This window comes from Nocardia sp. NPDC006982 (assembly GCF_042869435.1).
GTDB lineage: Bacteria > Actinomycetota > Actinomycetes > Mycobacteriales > Mycobacteriaceae > Nocardia.
Window position 1 is genome coordinate 240419 of sequence record NZ_JBIAFV010000005.1, and the last position, 13425, is coordinate 253843.

The 13425-nt window shown below is 66.3% G+C and carries 14 protein-coding genes; 3 read left to right on the forward strand and 11 right to left on the reverse strand.

Translation table 11 applies throughout. The features are described from left to right. Window positions 1–176: 176 nt before the first annotated feature. From ACFYOW_RS21775 to ACFYOW_RS21795, 5 genes are read right to left on the reverse strand one after another with little or no spacing between them, the layout of a single operon-like run. Window positions 177–788, reverse strand: coding sequence for a bifunctional 4-hydroxy-2-oxoglutarate aldolase/2-dehydro-3-deoxy-phosphogluconate aldolase (locus tag ACFYOW_RS21775; protein WP_357481993.1), 612 nt, complete (start codon window positions 786–788; stop codon window positions 177–179). Next, a complete protein-coding gene (locus tag ACFYOW_RS21780; protein WP_387290551.1) occupies window positions 785–1672 on the reverse strand; it encodes an SMP-30/gluconolactonase/LRE family protein in 888 nt (295 codons plus the stop codon). Before ACFYOW_RS21780 ends, ACFYOW_RS21775 begins: the two co-directional genes overlap by 4 nt. Window positions 1673–1688: 16 nt before the next feature. Further along, window positions 1689–2729: an ABC transporter permease gene (locus ACFYOW_RS21785; protein WP_387290553.1), complete on the reverse strand. Its 1041-nt coding sequence runs from the start codon at window positions 2727–2729 to the stop codon at window positions 1689–1691. Then, window positions 2726–4246: a sugar ABC transporter ATP-binding protein gene (locus ACFYOW_RS21790; protein ID WP_387290555.1), complete on the reverse strand. Its 1521-nt coding sequence runs from the start codon at window positions 4244–4246 to the stop codon at window positions 2726–2728. The genes ACFYOW_RS21785 and ACFYOW_RS21790 overlap by 4 nt, the downstream gene beginning before the upstream one ends. After that, window positions 4237–5283 (reverse strand): substrate-binding domain-containing protein, encoded by a 1047-nt coding sequence (locus tag ACFYOW_RS21795; RefSeq protein WP_387290557.1) that lies wholly within the window; start codon window positions 5281–5283, stop codon window positions 4237–4239. Before ACFYOW_RS21795 ends, ACFYOW_RS21790 begins: the two co-directional genes overlap by 10 nt. Window positions 5284–5429: 146 nt before the next feature. Here ACFYOW_RS21795 and ACFYOW_RS21800 point away from each other — a divergent pair, with 146 nt between their 5' ends. Then, on the forward strand, window positions 5430–6650 hold the full coding sequence (locus tag ACFYOW_RS21800) for an ROK family protein (protein WP_387290559.1): 1221 nt from the start codon (window positions 5430–5432) through the stop codon (window positions 6648–6650). 72 nt (window positions 6651–6722) lie between these two features. Here the strand turns inward: ACFYOW_RS21800 and ACFYOW_RS21805 are convergent, their stop codons facing one another. The 6 genes from ACFYOW_RS21805 to ACFYOW_RS21830 form a co-directional block, all read right to left on the reverse strand. Next, a complete protein-coding gene (locus tag ACFYOW_RS21805; RefSeq protein WP_387290561.1) occupies window positions 6723–7778 on the reverse strand; it encodes a DUF4185 domain-containing protein in 1056 nt (351 codons plus the stop codon). 17 nt (window positions 7779–7795) lie between these two features. Further along, on the reverse strand, window positions 7796–8131 hold the full coding sequence (locus ACFYOW_RS21810) for a hypothetical protein (protein WP_387290563.1): 336 nt from the start codon (window positions 8129–8131) through the stop codon (window positions 7796–7798). Between the two features lie 20 nt (window positions 8132–8151). Next, the gene (locus ACFYOW_RS21815; protein WP_387290565.1) at window positions 8152–9102 is read right to left on the reverse strand and encodes a hypothetical protein; all 951 of its coding nucleotides are present in this window, start codon (window positions 9100–9102) and stop codon (window positions 8152–8154) included. 156 nt (window positions 9103–9258) lie between these two features. Next, on the reverse strand, window positions 9259–9858 hold the full coding sequence (locus ACFYOW_RS21820; RefSeq protein WP_387290567.1) for a DUF4232 domain-containing protein: 600 nt from the start codon (window positions 9856–9858) through the stop codon (window positions 9259–9261). A 167-nt stretch (window positions 9859–10025) separates the two neighbouring features. Next, window positions 10026–10724: a hypothetical protein gene (locus ACFYOW_RS21825; RefSeq protein WP_387290570.1), complete on the reverse strand. Its 699-nt coding sequence runs from the start codon at window positions 10722–10724 to the stop codon at window positions 10026–10028. Window positions 10725–10819: 95 nt separating this feature from the next. Further along, window positions 10820–11746, reverse strand: a complete 927-nt coding sequence (locus ACFYOW_RS21830) for a PDR/VanB family oxidoreductase (protein ID WP_387290572.1) — start codon at window positions 11744–11746, stop codon at window positions 10820–10822. Window positions 11747–11890: 144 nt separating this feature from the next. On the opposite strand from ACFYOW_RS21830, the gene ACFYOW_RS21835 reads away from it, so the two are divergent. Together ACFYOW_RS21835 and ACFYOW_RS21840 are read left to right on the forward strand one after the other, a co-directional pair. Further along, window positions 11891–13048, forward strand: coding sequence for an acyl-CoA dehydrogenase family protein (locus ACFYOW_RS21835; protein WP_387290574.1), 1158 nt, complete (start codon window positions 11891–11893; stop codon window positions 13046–13048). 106 nt (window positions 13049–13154) lie between these two features. Further along, window positions 13155–13425: DUF4442 domain-containing protein (locus ACFYOW_RS21840; RefSeq protein ID WP_387291409.1), on the forward strand; the 271-nt coding region annotated here is incomplete at its 3' end.

The window sequence follows — 13425 nt, forward strand, 5'->3', positions numbered from 1 at the left end:
GCATCCGGGAAGCGGCAGCGCGCTCAGGTATCCGGTTCGGCCGTCACCATGGCGAGGTCGACCTCGCAGAAGACCCACTGCACGACGATTTCGCCCGATTGGTCGATCTTGATTCTGCAGAACACCGCTTACTTCTTCCGTACGCAGAGCGTGTTCGAACTCCCACGAAACAGCCCTCATAGCAATGCCTTCCGCACCACGGATACACGCTCGCGCAGCGCATCCAAATCACCCCCGACGCACGCATCACCGACGAGCGGCGACCCCATGCCGAGCGCCTTGGCCCCCGCATCCAAATACGCTCTGGCATCGGCGAGCCCGATACCGCCCGTCGGCACCAGCGGGATCTCGTTCAGCGGACCCCGAATCGCCTTCAGATAGCCGGGACCGCCGACCGAGGCCGGAAAAACCTTCACCATGGTCGCGCCCGCCTGCCACGCACTGTGGATCTCGGTGGGGGTGAACGCGCCGCAGATCACCGGGACACCCAGGCGGCGGCCCTCCGCGATCACCTCGGGGCATACCGTCGGGGTGATCAGATATGCCGCGCCCGCATCCACGGCACGTGCGGCATCGACGGCGGTGAGCACCGTGCCCGCACCGACCGGGTGGGCCGATCCGGCGCAATCGCGCAATGCGTCAAGTGCTCCCGGCGAGTTGAGCGTGAACTCCACCGCCGTGATGCCCGACTCGTGCAATACGGCGGCCACTTCGGCGAACCGAGCGGCCGTCGGGGCGCGCAGGATTGCGATTACCGGCGGATCCAGGATCAGGCCGTGGTCGGTCATGGGTTGCTCACCAATCTCGCATCGGAGTAGGTATTCGTCGGTAGACCGGTCACACCCGGCCTACAGGTGAACAGCCGCCCGGCATCCGGATCGGCGGAACCTTCCGCGGCCGTGGTTATTACGAGGACATCCAGGTCCGGACCTGCAAAGGCGCAACTGGAGACCTGCGCCGGGCCGACATCGATCACCGCATGCGGCCGACCCGATGGATCGAATGCCCGGACCTGCCCGGCACCCCACACCGCGACCCAGACGAAACCCCGTGCGTCCACGGTCAACCCATCGGGCAGGCCGTCCGGGAATTCCGCGAAGGTGCGCCCACCGCTGAACGTGCCGGTGGCCGAGTCGTAGTCGAATGCCTCGACTCGATGTGTCGGGCTGTCCGCGTAGTACACAGTGGCACCGTCCGGACTCCAGCCGAGCCCGTTGGAGATCGTCACCTGCTGCCGCACGGTGCTCAGCTCGCCATCGGGATCGAGTCGATAAAGCGCTGCGGTGCCCTGGATTTCGTCTTCCGACATGGTCCCGGCAAACAGTCTCCCCCACGGGTCTGCCTTGGCATCGTTCATGCGCCGCCGAACCCCGTCATCGGGCAGCGATAGCGCCGCCACCTCGGTCATTGTGCCGTCGGCGATATGCAGGAAGGTGTCGACGGCAGTCGCGATCAGCCCGCCCGATGCGCACGGCACCACCGCGCTGACCCGCTTCCCCACCGCCACGGTGGACCGCTGCACGAGGTCGCCGTCACGCAGTGTCGCGCGGTGGATACGGCCCGCCGGAATGTCCACCCACAGCACCTGATCGGTGCGGTCATCCCAGACCGGCCCCTCGCACAACCTGCCCGGTCTCGGCGAGCACCGGTCGGCTTTCAGTTCGATCATCATTCGCTCCTGACGGGTGCTAGGTCGGCAATCCGACCGCACGTTCCCCGCTGCGTCGCTGCTGAATAACAACCGCCGCCACCAGCAACGACCCCTGAGCGACGTTCTGCCAGAACGTATTCACACCAACAACGTTCAGCCCGTTGTCCAGCGCACCGAGCAGTACGACGGCCAGCAGCGTGCCCCCGATCGTGCCCTTACCGCCCTTCAGCGCACACCCACCCAAAGCCGCCGCGGTAATCGCCTTCAGCTCGAGCCCCTCACTACCCGAGACCGGCTGCCCGGAGCCGGTCCGCGCGGTCAGGATGATCCCGGCGATCGCCGCCACCGCACCCGCGAGCACGAACACCGCGATCAGGTACTTGTTGATATTGATGCCGGAAAGCCTTGCGGCCGTGTCATTTCCGCCGATGGCATAGATATTGCGGCCGATATCGGTGTACTTCAGCAGTACATGCATACCGATCGCGACCACCGCGAGGATGACCACCGGCACCGGCAGACCCAGGATCTTGCCGCGAGCGATGAAGATGAACACATCGTCGCCCAGCACGAAACCCTGTGCCTTACCGCCGGATATCAACTGCGCGACGCCCTTGAACGCCGCCAGGGTGGCCAGTGTCGCGATCACCGGATTGACGCGTCCGTAGACGATGATCAACCCGTTGATCGCCCCGAGCACCAGCCCGACACCGATCGCGGCCAGAATGCCCAACCAGGCATTGCCCGAGGTCGCGGTGAAGGCCATCGCGCTGATCACCGAGGCGACTCCGGCCTGCGAGCCGACCGAAATATCGAGCGCACCACAGATGATCACGACCGTCTGGACCACGGCGAGCAGACCGAAAACCGTTACCGCTTCACCGATTCCGGCCAGGTTCGCCGGATCCAGATAGCCGTCGTTGAGCCAGGCGAAGATCGCGACGATCACCGCCAGTGCGCCGATGAGGCTGAGGTTGCCGGTGCCGATCGCCTGCACCAGACGACGGGCGGCTGCACCGGGAGCCAACACCGAGGGCGCGGCGGTCTTCACTGGAATCGAAAGTTGTTGGTCTGTCATGGGTTTCCTCGCGATGTATGCGACAGGTCGGCGGCCATGGCCAGCGCGAGAATCGCCTCTTCGCTGGCCTCTTCGCGGTCCAGTTCGCCGGTGACCCGGCCGTGCTGCATGACCACGATGCGGTCGGCCAGGCCGAGCACTTCGGGTAGCTCCGAGGAGATCACCAACACCGCGACACCGGATTCGGCCAGTTCCTCGATGATGTGGTAGATCTCGATTTTGGCGCCGACATCGACGCCACGGGTGGGCTCATCCAGGATGAGCACCTTGGGTTTGCGGGCGAGCCAGCGCGCCAGCACCACCTTCTGCTGATTGCCGCCGGAAAGCTTGCGTACTTCCTGCTCGATGGAAGGTGTTCGTACCCTGAGTGATTCGACGTACTGACGAGCAAGTCGCCGCTCCTCGCCGCCCCGGACGAACCGCAGCCGTCGTAAGCGGTCGAGCATCGCGAGCGAAATATTGTCGCGCACACCGCGATGCAGCAGCAGGGCTTGCGCCTTGCGCTCCTCGGGCGCGTACCCCATCCCGGCCCGCACCGCGTCCCGCGGTTGCCGCAGACGCAGCTTCTTCCCGTCCACCCGCACCTCGCCGGAGCGGATCGGCAGATCACCGGCCAGCGCACCGGCCAGTTCCGAGCGACCCGCGCCGACCAGCCCGGCCAGCGCCACCACCTCACCGGCGCGCACCTGCAGACTGACGTCCGTTACGTCGTCGGTGGTCACCGCATCCGCGTCGAGCACCACCCGGCCCGGCGTATTGTGCTTGCGCGCGAATAACGTCGACAGATCCCGGCCGACCATCATCCGCACGATCTCGCGATCGGTGGTGTCGGCGGTCGCGCGTTCACCGACGAGCGCGCCATCGCGCAGCACCGCGACCCGATCGGCCAGCCGGAAGATCTCCCGCATCCGATGCGACACATAGATCACCGCGAGGCCCTGCTCGCGCAATCGACCGATCAGCGCGAACAGCGATTCGGTCTCATGGTCCGACAGCGACGAGGTCGGCTCGTCGAAGGCGATCACCTTGGCATCGGTGGTCAACGCGCGCATGATCTCCACCAATTGCCGTTGCGCCGCAGTGAGTTTCGATCCGATGGTGTCCGGGTCGAGGTCGCGGTCGAAGCCGAGTCGGGTGAGGTCGGCGCGCATCCGTTCGCGCAGGGCGGCCCGATCGAGCAGTCGGCCCGAGCGCCGCGGCAACGATCCGAGATAGACGTTCTCGGCGACGGAAACGTGCGGCACGATCTCCGGCTCCTGGCCGATCACCCGGATTCCGGCCGACCGCGCGTCGGCGGGGGTGGCCAGCTCGAGTCGCACACCATCCAACTCGAGCCGGCCACCGTCCGGGCGGTGATCGCCACCGAGGATGCGGATCAGGGTGGACTTACCCGCCCCGTTCTCACCCATCAGGGCGGTCACCGCGCCAGCGGGAAAATCCAGGCTCACTTCGCGCAGGGCCGGCACCCCGGCGAAGCTCTTGCTCAGCCCGGATACCCGCAGTCCGGTCAGCTGCATGTGACGCCCGCCTGCTGCCAGTTGGTCGAATCGACCATCTTGGTCGGCGCGTAGGCTTCGGGCGGCATCTGCTTGCCGTTCTTCAGGTAGTCGTAGATCGTCTGAACCGACAGTGCGCCAACGTCTTTGCCATTGATGAACAGTGCCGCCTTGAAGCCGGTCGGCTTGCCGCCGCGCCATTCCTTGCAGGCCAGGTAGGCGCCGAGGCCGACACCGAGCACATTGTCGGCGGAGTATCCGGCGTTCTGGATCGCCGCGACGCCGCCGCTGACGTTCTCGTCGTTGCAGCCCATGACAATCCAGTTCTTCACCGACCGATTGCCCGACACCGTCGCCGAGATCTTGTTCTGCGCGTCCGACGGAGTGTTGTCGGTGCCGACCTCGATCACCTTGACGTCCACACCGGTGGCATCCTTGAAGGCCTTCTGGTTGGCCTTGACCCGGTCGGTGCACACGGTCACGTCCTGTTTCCAGGCGTCGATGATCGCGGTCTCCTCCGGCTTCCATCCGGCCTTCTTGAAGTCCTGACCGGCGCGGGTACCGACCTCGGTGCCCATTTGAGTGCCGCTGAAGCCGACCCGTGGCACCAGATTGTCCTTCGCGCAGGACGTCGGATCCGGCCCGTTCGTGCAGACCTGATCATCGGAGGTCAGCAGCGCGACACCACCGGCCTTCGCGAGCTGGGCGACCTGCGGGCCAACCGAAGGATCGGGTACCACGACGATCACGCCGCTGGCCTTCTGGTTCACCGCGTTCTGCACCTCGGTGACCGCCTTGTTCGCGTCATTGCCGAGGTTCACCACCTTCAGATCGATGCCCAGTTCCTTGGCCTTGGCCTTCGCGCCTTCGGCCTCGCCGATGAAGTACTCCTGATCACCCTGCTTCTGGGCGTAGACCAGGCTGATCGCGCCGGTGGCGTGCTGCGGTCCGGTCGCCTGCGAATCGTCTTTGCCCGATGAACAGGCCGACGCGGCCAGTGCGAGCGATACCCCGCAGAAAACGGCTCTGGTCCAACGGCTTCGGCGGGTCCAGGACATGGGTGCTCCTCTGATGCTGCGCCGGGCACTCGGCGTCTTGTAGTGACCTGGGTTACAGTAGGACTTCGGCTAACCGTTGTAAATAGTGTTGTCAGAACTGCTCGGGTAGCGTCTGCGAATATCAATCGGAAGGAGATGGCCCGACCGTGTACCAGCTGACCGCGCGCGATATCCGACGCCGGAATCGGTTCTATGTACTGCAGGCGGTCTACGCCGCCGAGGGCCACACCAGCCGTCAGGAGATCGCCCGCGCCACCGGGCTCTCGTTCGCGACGGTGGGCAATTTGCTCGCCGAACTACTCGATGTGGGGGTGCTCGCCGAACTCGGCTACGACGCACCCGGCATCGGGCGGCCGCGCGCACAGCTGGCGATCAATCCGGCGCGCGGCACCCTGGTCGGGGTCGATATCGCCGAAACCAGCATTCATTTCGACCTTTTCGACCTGGCGATGACGGTGCTGCGGTCGGTGGAGATTCCGGTCGACCCGGCGGCCACCCGGCCCGAGGATGTCACCGAGCTGATCGTTCGCGGCATCGGCGAGCTGACCGCAGACGATGCGGAGCGGGTACTCGGCGTCGGGTTGAGCGTGCCGGGACTGGTGGAACCCGAGGGCGGCGTTTCGGTGTTCTCGCCGTACTGGGACTGGCACGACGTGTCGTTGAAATCGCTGCTGCAACCGCGGGTGCCGCATCCGCTGTATCTCGACAATCCGCTGAAAGCCAGTACGGCAGCGCATCTTTGGTTCGGCGCGGGGCGGGATGTGGACGATCTGATCGTGGTCACGCTGCGCGCCGGAGTCGGCATCGGCGTCGTCATCGATGGCGCGCTCTATCGCGGCGTGACCAACAGTGCGGGCGAATGGGGCCACACCAACCTGGTCATCGACGGACGCGAATGCCGCTGCGGGCGGCACGGCTGCGTCGAGGCCTATGTGAGCGCGCGCGGCATCGTGCAGACCCTGCGCGAAATCGCCCCGGACAGCCCGCTACTCGCGGCCGACGATGCCGCCACCATCGCGGCCATAGGCGCCGCCGACGACCCCATCGCGAGCGAGGTCATCGAAAAGACCGGCAATTACCTGGGTGTCGCCGTCGCGAACCTGGTGAACCTCTTCAACCCCCGCACCATGGTCTTCGGCGACCTCGTCGCGAACGTCCTCGGCGACCGCCTCCTCGACGCAACCCGCCGCGTGGCCGCCCACCACGCCATGTCCGACCCCTTCGCCACGGTAACCCTGCAACTGTGCACCCTCCCCCACAACCCCGTCAGCCTCGGCGCCGCCACCTTCGCCCTCGAAGGCTTCCTCGCCGACCGCGAAACCTTCGGCTCCATAGCCGCCCGCCGCGCCATCCGCTCCACCACCTAGCTCGTTGGCGCGAGTTCGCGGCGATCCTGGTCGAGCGCCGCGAAGCGGCCCGCCGCCGTCGAGGCAAGGTGACTATGGCGTAATGCCGTCGAATTGCATGACCCAGTAAGGGTTGTTCGTGGTGGTGTTCCATTGCGAGACATACAGGGTCACATCGGTGGGCGAGGCGGAGCGGGGGTGGATGTAGCCGCCGTAAAGCTGGGGGAAGGAGCGGACCCAGAACTGCCACCATGGGACGGCACCCTGGATCTGCGGTCTCGGGGCGGTCCACACCCGGTCGATTGCCGGTGCGGTGCGGGTGGAGATGCAGTAGCCGCCGACGTCGAAGTAGGACATGACCCACGTTCCGGCAATGTTTTTCACACTCAACTCCCCGATGGGCCCCGCCCCCGCGAACAACGGGGTGGGTGTCGGGTTGCCCCACTGCCAGGTCGAGCCGTTGTAGCCCCAATACTCGTAGTCGGCGCGGGCGGCGATCTGCCGCCACGGCACGCGCATCAGGATCGGTCCGTTCCGATTGTGGATGCGCCCCCATTCCTTGGATACGACATATAGGTAGCCGTCGCCGTTGTTGTTCCCGATGCCGGCGAAGGACTGCATCATGAACGGGCTCCAGCCGGCGTAGCCGTCGCTGCCGTCGTTGGGCCACACGGTCGCGTAATCCGTCCACGTGGCGGCGTCGTCGTCGGAGTAAGCGAGCCCGCAGAACAGCGCACCGTACCGGTCGTTGGAGGCCTTCCAGTCGTGAACGCTGGTGTAGGTCAACCATGTTCGCCCGTTCGGGTCGACGAAGGCGTCATTGGGAATCCGGGTGACCTCGAACCCGTAGCCGTTGTCGGCGTCGTGGGTGTAGGTGACGGCCTGTCTGGCCTGCGCCCCGCCGGGGGTTGCGGTGAAGGTGGTGGTGGCATCCGGAAGGTTGGAGCTGAACAGCAGGATCGGCGAGCCCAGCCACGTGCCGGAGCCTTGGCTGTCACCTGTGAAAGTGTCGCCGAAGACGAATCCGGACCGGCCCGGCTGGAAATGGCTCCGGTCATATGGGATCCCGAGGTCGGCGCCACCCACCCCGAACTGCTTCGCCGTACTTCCGGCGTACCCGGTGATCGCGGTGCCCCAATGGTTCGACATAGGTTCTCGATTCGGGCTCAGGCGGCAGCGGCGAGGACGAATCGGGTCCACGCCGCGGCTCGGTTGGCGTTCTCGGTCCAGACCTGCCGAGTGGTGAGGTCGATGGCGTAGACACAGCCCTCGCGGGCCCCGCCGTCGAAGGTGGCGAACCAGGCGGTCGGTCCGGCTTGCGATGTGCCGCAGGCGGGTACGACGGCGAATACCCCTGCCGGGAACGTGATCTCGGCGACGGTGGCAGCGGTGAGGGCAGCCAGGGTGCCGCCCGCAGCGGCGGCAGTCGCCGCCGCCTGTACCTGTGGCACGCAATCGGTGATCACGAAAAAGCGGCCGTTCGTGCTGGCGATTGTCGGCATGCGAATACTCCCTCGAGGGACTATCGGATGGGTGGCTGGAAGCCGTCGATATCGAGCTTCTGTCCGATTGCCGCGATCGCGTCGACGAGGGACCAGCCGCCGAGTTGCGGCCAGCCGCTGCCTTGTACACCGCGCATCTGAATCCACTCGTCGCGGATGCGGCCGTCGAGGTCACGCGGCAGCGGGACCTGGGTCGGCCCCGGCGGCGGCCCGAACCCGGGCAGCCCGAGAGTCTGCCCCACGGTGGCGACCCCGTCGACGAGGGTGTGACCGGCCAACTGCGGCCAGCCGTTGCCGCCGATACCCATGAATTGAATCCACATATCGGTCACCGGATCCGGCGCGACGACTCCGACACCGACCTGATTGGCGAAGTCCTCCGGCGAGAATCCGTCGGCGGAGTTCATATCGCAGTTCCCGAAGGGCGAGGCGCCCTCGGGCAGGCCACCGCCATATCCCTGGCCGTCGGTGTACTGATGTGCGATCTGACCGGGCAGATCGGGGTTGCTGCCGTAGCCGGCGCCGATCATATTGAGCCCATCCGGGCGCACCGGCCACATGCTGTCGAAATCGGGCCGGTTCGCATAGCCGATGACCCGACGGGTGGAGCCCAACCAGTCGGCCAGCCGCCAATAGGCGCGGTTGATCCCGTCGGACTGGTCCCCGCCGGGATTGCCACCCGATTCCACATCGATCATGGAGATCATCTTCGGATGCGGACCGCCCGCCTGGCCGACCATGCTCCGGTGGGTGTCCACGGTGTCGAGCCAGTTCGGCCGCCAATAGAAATAGACGATGAAGCAGGCTATTCGCCCGGCGTCCGCGGCTCGAGCAGCCCAGGCATAGTTCGTGTAGAAGTTGTGGTCCCGGTAGGTCCCGTCGTTGGAACGGCACGAAAAGATCTGATACGGATAGGAATCATCGACCGGAACTTGGAACTCGGACACATCGGCGAAAAGGGAATCAACCATAATCCCCTCCAAGAGGTCGACCGGCCCTCGAACGGACCGGATCTGGGTGGTTGCTACCAATTCTCCAGGGCCGCAGCCGGTCACGTCATCGATAACGTACTTCTCGTGACCACGTCGTAATCGGTGACGCCGCAACAAAACCCGTCGCCGCTCGAGCTACTGGCCACCGGCGCCCGCCACGACGGCGCGGACCCGCAGCTGAGTCGTAGTCAACTGCCCGTTACCGCACGCTGTCGCAGCACGCTCGAGATACGCCGATGCGGTGTTGTCGGGCGGGTAGATCCGCAGCCCCGGCACCGCCACCGGCTGACATTGCTCGGGTGGAATGTTGTGCACGTTGACCGCGAATACGAGCGCCGACGCCTGGCCGCCGGGAACCAACTGGACCGGACCGGACAAGGTGCCCTCGCGCGCGGCGGGCGCACCGACGGGTGCGCTACCGGGACCGGCGGCATAGGAGACACCCGGGAAACCTTCGAGTACACACGGACCGGACCCGTTGTTGGTGAACACGATCGGAAAGGCGACAGTTCCGGCAGCCGCGGTTTCCGGTCCGAGATCGGCCGCCAGATCGGATGTTCGACATTGCGGTACACCGGCATTCGAATCGCGCGCCGGCACCGAGGCGGCCGACGATCCTGAAACCACATCCAGCGCTGGGCCCGCGCTGTTGCTCGTCGTATCCGGCGCCGAGGGTTGGGAACCGCAACCGCTGACGGTCGCGGCCGTAGCCGCAGTGAGCAGCCACCACGCCATCCGCCATCTCCTCACAACAACTCACGGTACTCCGCGCGCGGGCCGATGTGCAGCGGAAACGCAATCACCACAACCGGATACGACACGAACGAAGACCCCGCCCGGGGTGAGGAACCGGACGGGGTCGGGTGTCCCCCAACGAACGCCGTTGGGTTCTTCTTCGCTATCTACTTCGCCGGCGGGAACGGCGGCTGGTTGATAGTGGAGAAGTACTGGATGGCAGCGCCGATGGCCACCGGGGCGATGATCAGGATCTGGCCCGCGAGGGTGCCGAGGGCGCCGATCGCGACGATGCCGCCGAGGCAGCCGACGGCGGCGGCCGGGATGAAGGCGCCGAAGAGGCCGATGATGGCGGCCGAGGCGACGGTCGCGCCGGCGATACCGCCCAGGACGCAACCGATGGCGCCGCCGCCGATGCCACCGACCAGGGTGCCGAGGGTGGCGCCCATGGTGATGGTGCTGGTCATGCGGGACCAGGCGGCCTGCTCACGGTCGTAGTCGGTCTTCCACGGCGCCTTGTCCTCGAACGGCAGCGCGACCGGCTTGTAGGCTGCGTGCGCGATGTCGAACTGCGGGGTGAGGGTGGCGGAGTGGTCGGCGATATCGGCCACGATCGGGAATTCGAAGTCGTCGACGCGGAACTTCAGCGGCATGCCGGTGAGCACGGTGCCGTTGCTCGCCTTGATCTTGAAGACGTTGTCCTCGATGACCATGGAGCCGCCATCGGTCTTGACAATGGACTGGGTGTCGGTGGCGTAGGCCGTGAATCCGACCGCTTCGTCACTTTCGGGCTGGGCGCCGGCGGTACCGGCGGCGATGCCGACTGCGGCGACCAATCCGGCGGCCACCGCAACGATTTTCCTCATCCTTACTTCTTTCCTCTCGATTTTTCGGGGAGGTCGGGCGCGCGAACGCGCCGCATGCCGGTCGCCGATAGCGCCGACAGCTCAGGGTTCGCCGGTCACAGGTCGAGGACGAGCACGTCCGATCTGGCCCGCGAAACGCACAGCATCATGGTGTTGCCGCAGGCCTGCTCTTCGGCGGTGAGCACCGAATCGCGGTGGTCGATTTCGCCTGCGAGCACGGCGGTTTCGCAACTGCCGCAGGTGCCTTCGCGGCAGGAGGTGATGATGCCGATACCGGCGGCGTCGAGCACGTCGGCAATGGACTCGTCCGCGCCGATGTGGAAAGTTGTTCCACTGCTTGCCAATTGGACCTGAAACGACCCCCGCGGCGCGGTAACCGTTCGCGGCACGAAACGTTCTACGAAAACAGCCGAATCGCGCAGAGCTCCTTCGGTTTCCACGGCCACGAGCAGTGGTTCGGGTCCGCAGCAGTAGATCGCGGAATCAGGGCGTTCGGCGAGGATGTCGGCGATCGGGAGCAGTCCGTGCTCGTCCTGCGGCAGCAGTCGTGCCTGCGGGTGGCGAACGATCTCCTCGGCGAAGGCCATATGCGCCAGGGTCCGTCCGCCGTAGTACAGCTCCCACTCAGCGCCGGCGGCCTGCGCGGCGGCCACCATCGGCAGGATCGGCGTGATTCCGATACCACCCGCGATGAACACGTAACTTGCCCGCTCGACGAGCTCGAAATTGTTGCGGGGAGCTGAAATACGCAACTCCGCGTCCACCAGCGCCGTCCGGTACAGATATTCGGACCCGCCGCGCCCGTCGGGCTCGCGCAGTATCGCGATCCGCCAGTGCAGCCGATCCGCGGGATCACCGCAGAGCGAGTACTGCCGCACCCCCGCGACGCCGACCGCCACGTCGATGTGCGCGCCCGGCTCCCACGACGGCAGCTGACCGCCCGCAACCGGGGTCAGCTCGAGTGAGAACACACCCTCGGCCTCGTCACGGCGGGCCGACACCCGTACCGGAATGTCCGTCATCTGGTCCCCTCGGCTATCTCGTCTTCGCGACTACCGTCGCCGAGAGACCGCCGCTGCGCACCGGACGAATGCGCAGTCGATTCGCACAATCGACGTTGACTATCGACCCGACTCAGACGCCGCCCGCCCACCGAAACTGACGCCATGACCACTGTGGCGCATTTGGTGGACAAGACCACCCAGTTCATACGTGACCAGGTAATTCCGGTGGAACGCGAGGTCGTTGTCGACGGGCGCGTAATGGACGACGCGCTGCGGCTCGAATTACAGAAGAAGGCGAAAGAGGCGGGCGTATTCGGCCCGCTGTCCGCCCCAGAGTACGGCGGACTCGGCCTGGACACCCGGGCCCAGGCGCGGGTGCTGGAAGCAGCCGGAGCCAGCCTGCTCGGCCCTATCGCGGTGAACGCCTGGGCGCCCGATGACGGAAACATCCACCTGCTCGCCCACGTGGCCGATGCCGAACAGCAGCAGCGCTATCTCGCGCCGCTGGCCGCCGGTGAGGTGCGTTCGGCCATTGCGATGACCGAACCTGCCCCCGGCGCGGGATCCGATCCCGGCATGCTGCAGACCGTCGCCGAGGAGACCGACGACGGCTGGATCATCAACGGCGCCAAGCATTTCACCACCGGCGCGCAGGGTGCCGCGTTCACCATCTGTGTCGCGCAGACCACCGACGGACCCACCATGTTCCTGGTGGACCAGGACAATCCGGGTCTCAAGGTCGGACGCCGGATGCCGACGCTCGACCATTCCAGTGCGCCCGGGGGGCACTGCGAGATCGCCTTCGTCGACTGTGCGGTGCCGGATTCCGCCGTGCTGGGCGCGGTCGGTCAGGGACTGGTGCTGGCCCAAGTCCGGCTCGCGCCGTCACGTCTGGTGTTCTGCATGAACTGGCTCGGGCTGGCCGTGCGCGCGCACCACCTCGCGATCGAACACATCAGCACCCGAAAGTCTTTCGGTGTGCCGATCGCCGATCACGGTCTGGCGCAAGGACTCGTCGCAGACAGCGAGATCGATATCGCCGCGGCCCGTGGCGTGATCCGCACGGCCGCCGAGACCATCGACGAGCAGGGGCCGACATCCTCACAGGCGCGCCACGATGCCTCGATCGCGAAAACATTTGTCTCCGAGGCAGTCTGGCGGGTGCTCGACCGGGCGGTGCAGCTGCACGGCGGACTCGGTGTCTGCGAGGACTATCTGGTCGCCCGATTCCTGGTGGAGGCCAGGGCCTTCCGCATCTATGAGGGTCCGTCCGAGGTGCTGCGCTGGTCCATCGCCCGTCGCGCACTGCGCAATCGCTGAAGGAGACAGAATGACAACGCGTGAAATCGTCGGATTCGCCACCGCCTATCCCGAACTCGATTGCGATGCGGTCGATTACGGATATCTGCGGGCGGTATCGCAGGATATGGTGCCGTTCGGACGACACGTCGGCACGCTGATCACCGAGATCTCGCCGGAGCGCGCGGTCGTGGAGATTCCCGCAGTCGATACCGTGCGCAACCACATGGGCACCGTGCACGCCGGTGCGCTGTTCACCGCCGCCGATATCGGCGGGGGGGGGGCCCCCCCCGGGGGGGGGGCCCCCCGCCCCGCCCCCCCCCCGCGCCCCGGGGGGGGGGGGGGGCCCCCCCGCCCCCCCCCAACCCCCCGCGGGGGGGTACCCGCCCACCCCCCCC

Excerpts from the sequence above, each read along its gene's own strand:
- ACFYOW_RS21775 (WP_357481993.1), bottom strand. The coding sequence starts at position 788 with ATGACCGACCACGGCCTGATCCTGGATCCGCCGGTAATCGCAATCCTG.
- ACFYOW_RS21780 (WP_387290551.1), bottom strand. The coding sequence starts at position 1,672 with ATGATGATCGAACTGAAAGCCGACCGGTGCTCGCCGAGACCGGGCAGG.
- ACFYOW_RS21785 (WP_387290553.1), bottom strand. The coding sequence starts at position 2,729 with ATGACAGACCAACAACTTTCGATTCCAGTGAAGACCGCCGCGCCCTCG.
- ACFYOW_RS21790 (WP_387290555.1), bottom strand. The coding sequence starts at position 4,246 with ATGCAGCTGACCGGACTGCGGGTATCCGGGCTGAGCAAGAGCTTCGCC.
- ACFYOW_RS21795 (WP_387290557.1), bottom strand. The coding sequence starts at position 5,283 with ATGTCCTGGACCCGCCGAAGCCGTTGGACCAGAGCCGTTTTCTGCGGG.
- ACFYOW_RS21805 (WP_387290561.1), bottom strand. The coding sequence starts at position 7,778 with ATGTCGAACCATTGGGGCACCGCGATCACCGGGTACGCCGGAAGTACG.
- ACFYOW_RS21810 (WP_387290563.1), bottom strand. The coding sequence starts at position 8,131 with ATGCCGACAATCGCCAGCACGAACGGCCGCTTTTTCGTGATCACCGAT.
- ACFYOW_RS21815 (WP_387290565.1), bottom strand. The coding sequence starts at position 9,102 with ATGGTTGATTCCCTTTTCGCCGATGTGTCCGAGTTCCAAGTTCCGGTC.
- ACFYOW_RS21820 (WP_387290567.1), bottom strand. The coding sequence starts at position 9,858 with ATGGCGTGGTGGCTGCTCACTGCGGCTACGGCCGCGACCGTCAGCGGT.
- ACFYOW_RS21825 (WP_387290570.1), bottom strand. The coding sequence starts at position 10,724 with ATGAGGAAAATCGTTGCGGTGGCCGCCGGATTGGTCGCCGCAGTCGGC.
- ACFYOW_RS21830 (WP_387290572.1), bottom strand. The coding sequence starts at position 11,746 with ATGACGGACATTCCGGTACGGGTGTCGGCCCGCCGTGACGAGGCCGAG.
- ACFYOW_RS21835 (WP_387290574.1), top strand. The coding sequence starts at position 11,891 with ATGACCACTGTGGCGCATTTGGTGGACAAGACCACCCAGTTCATACGT.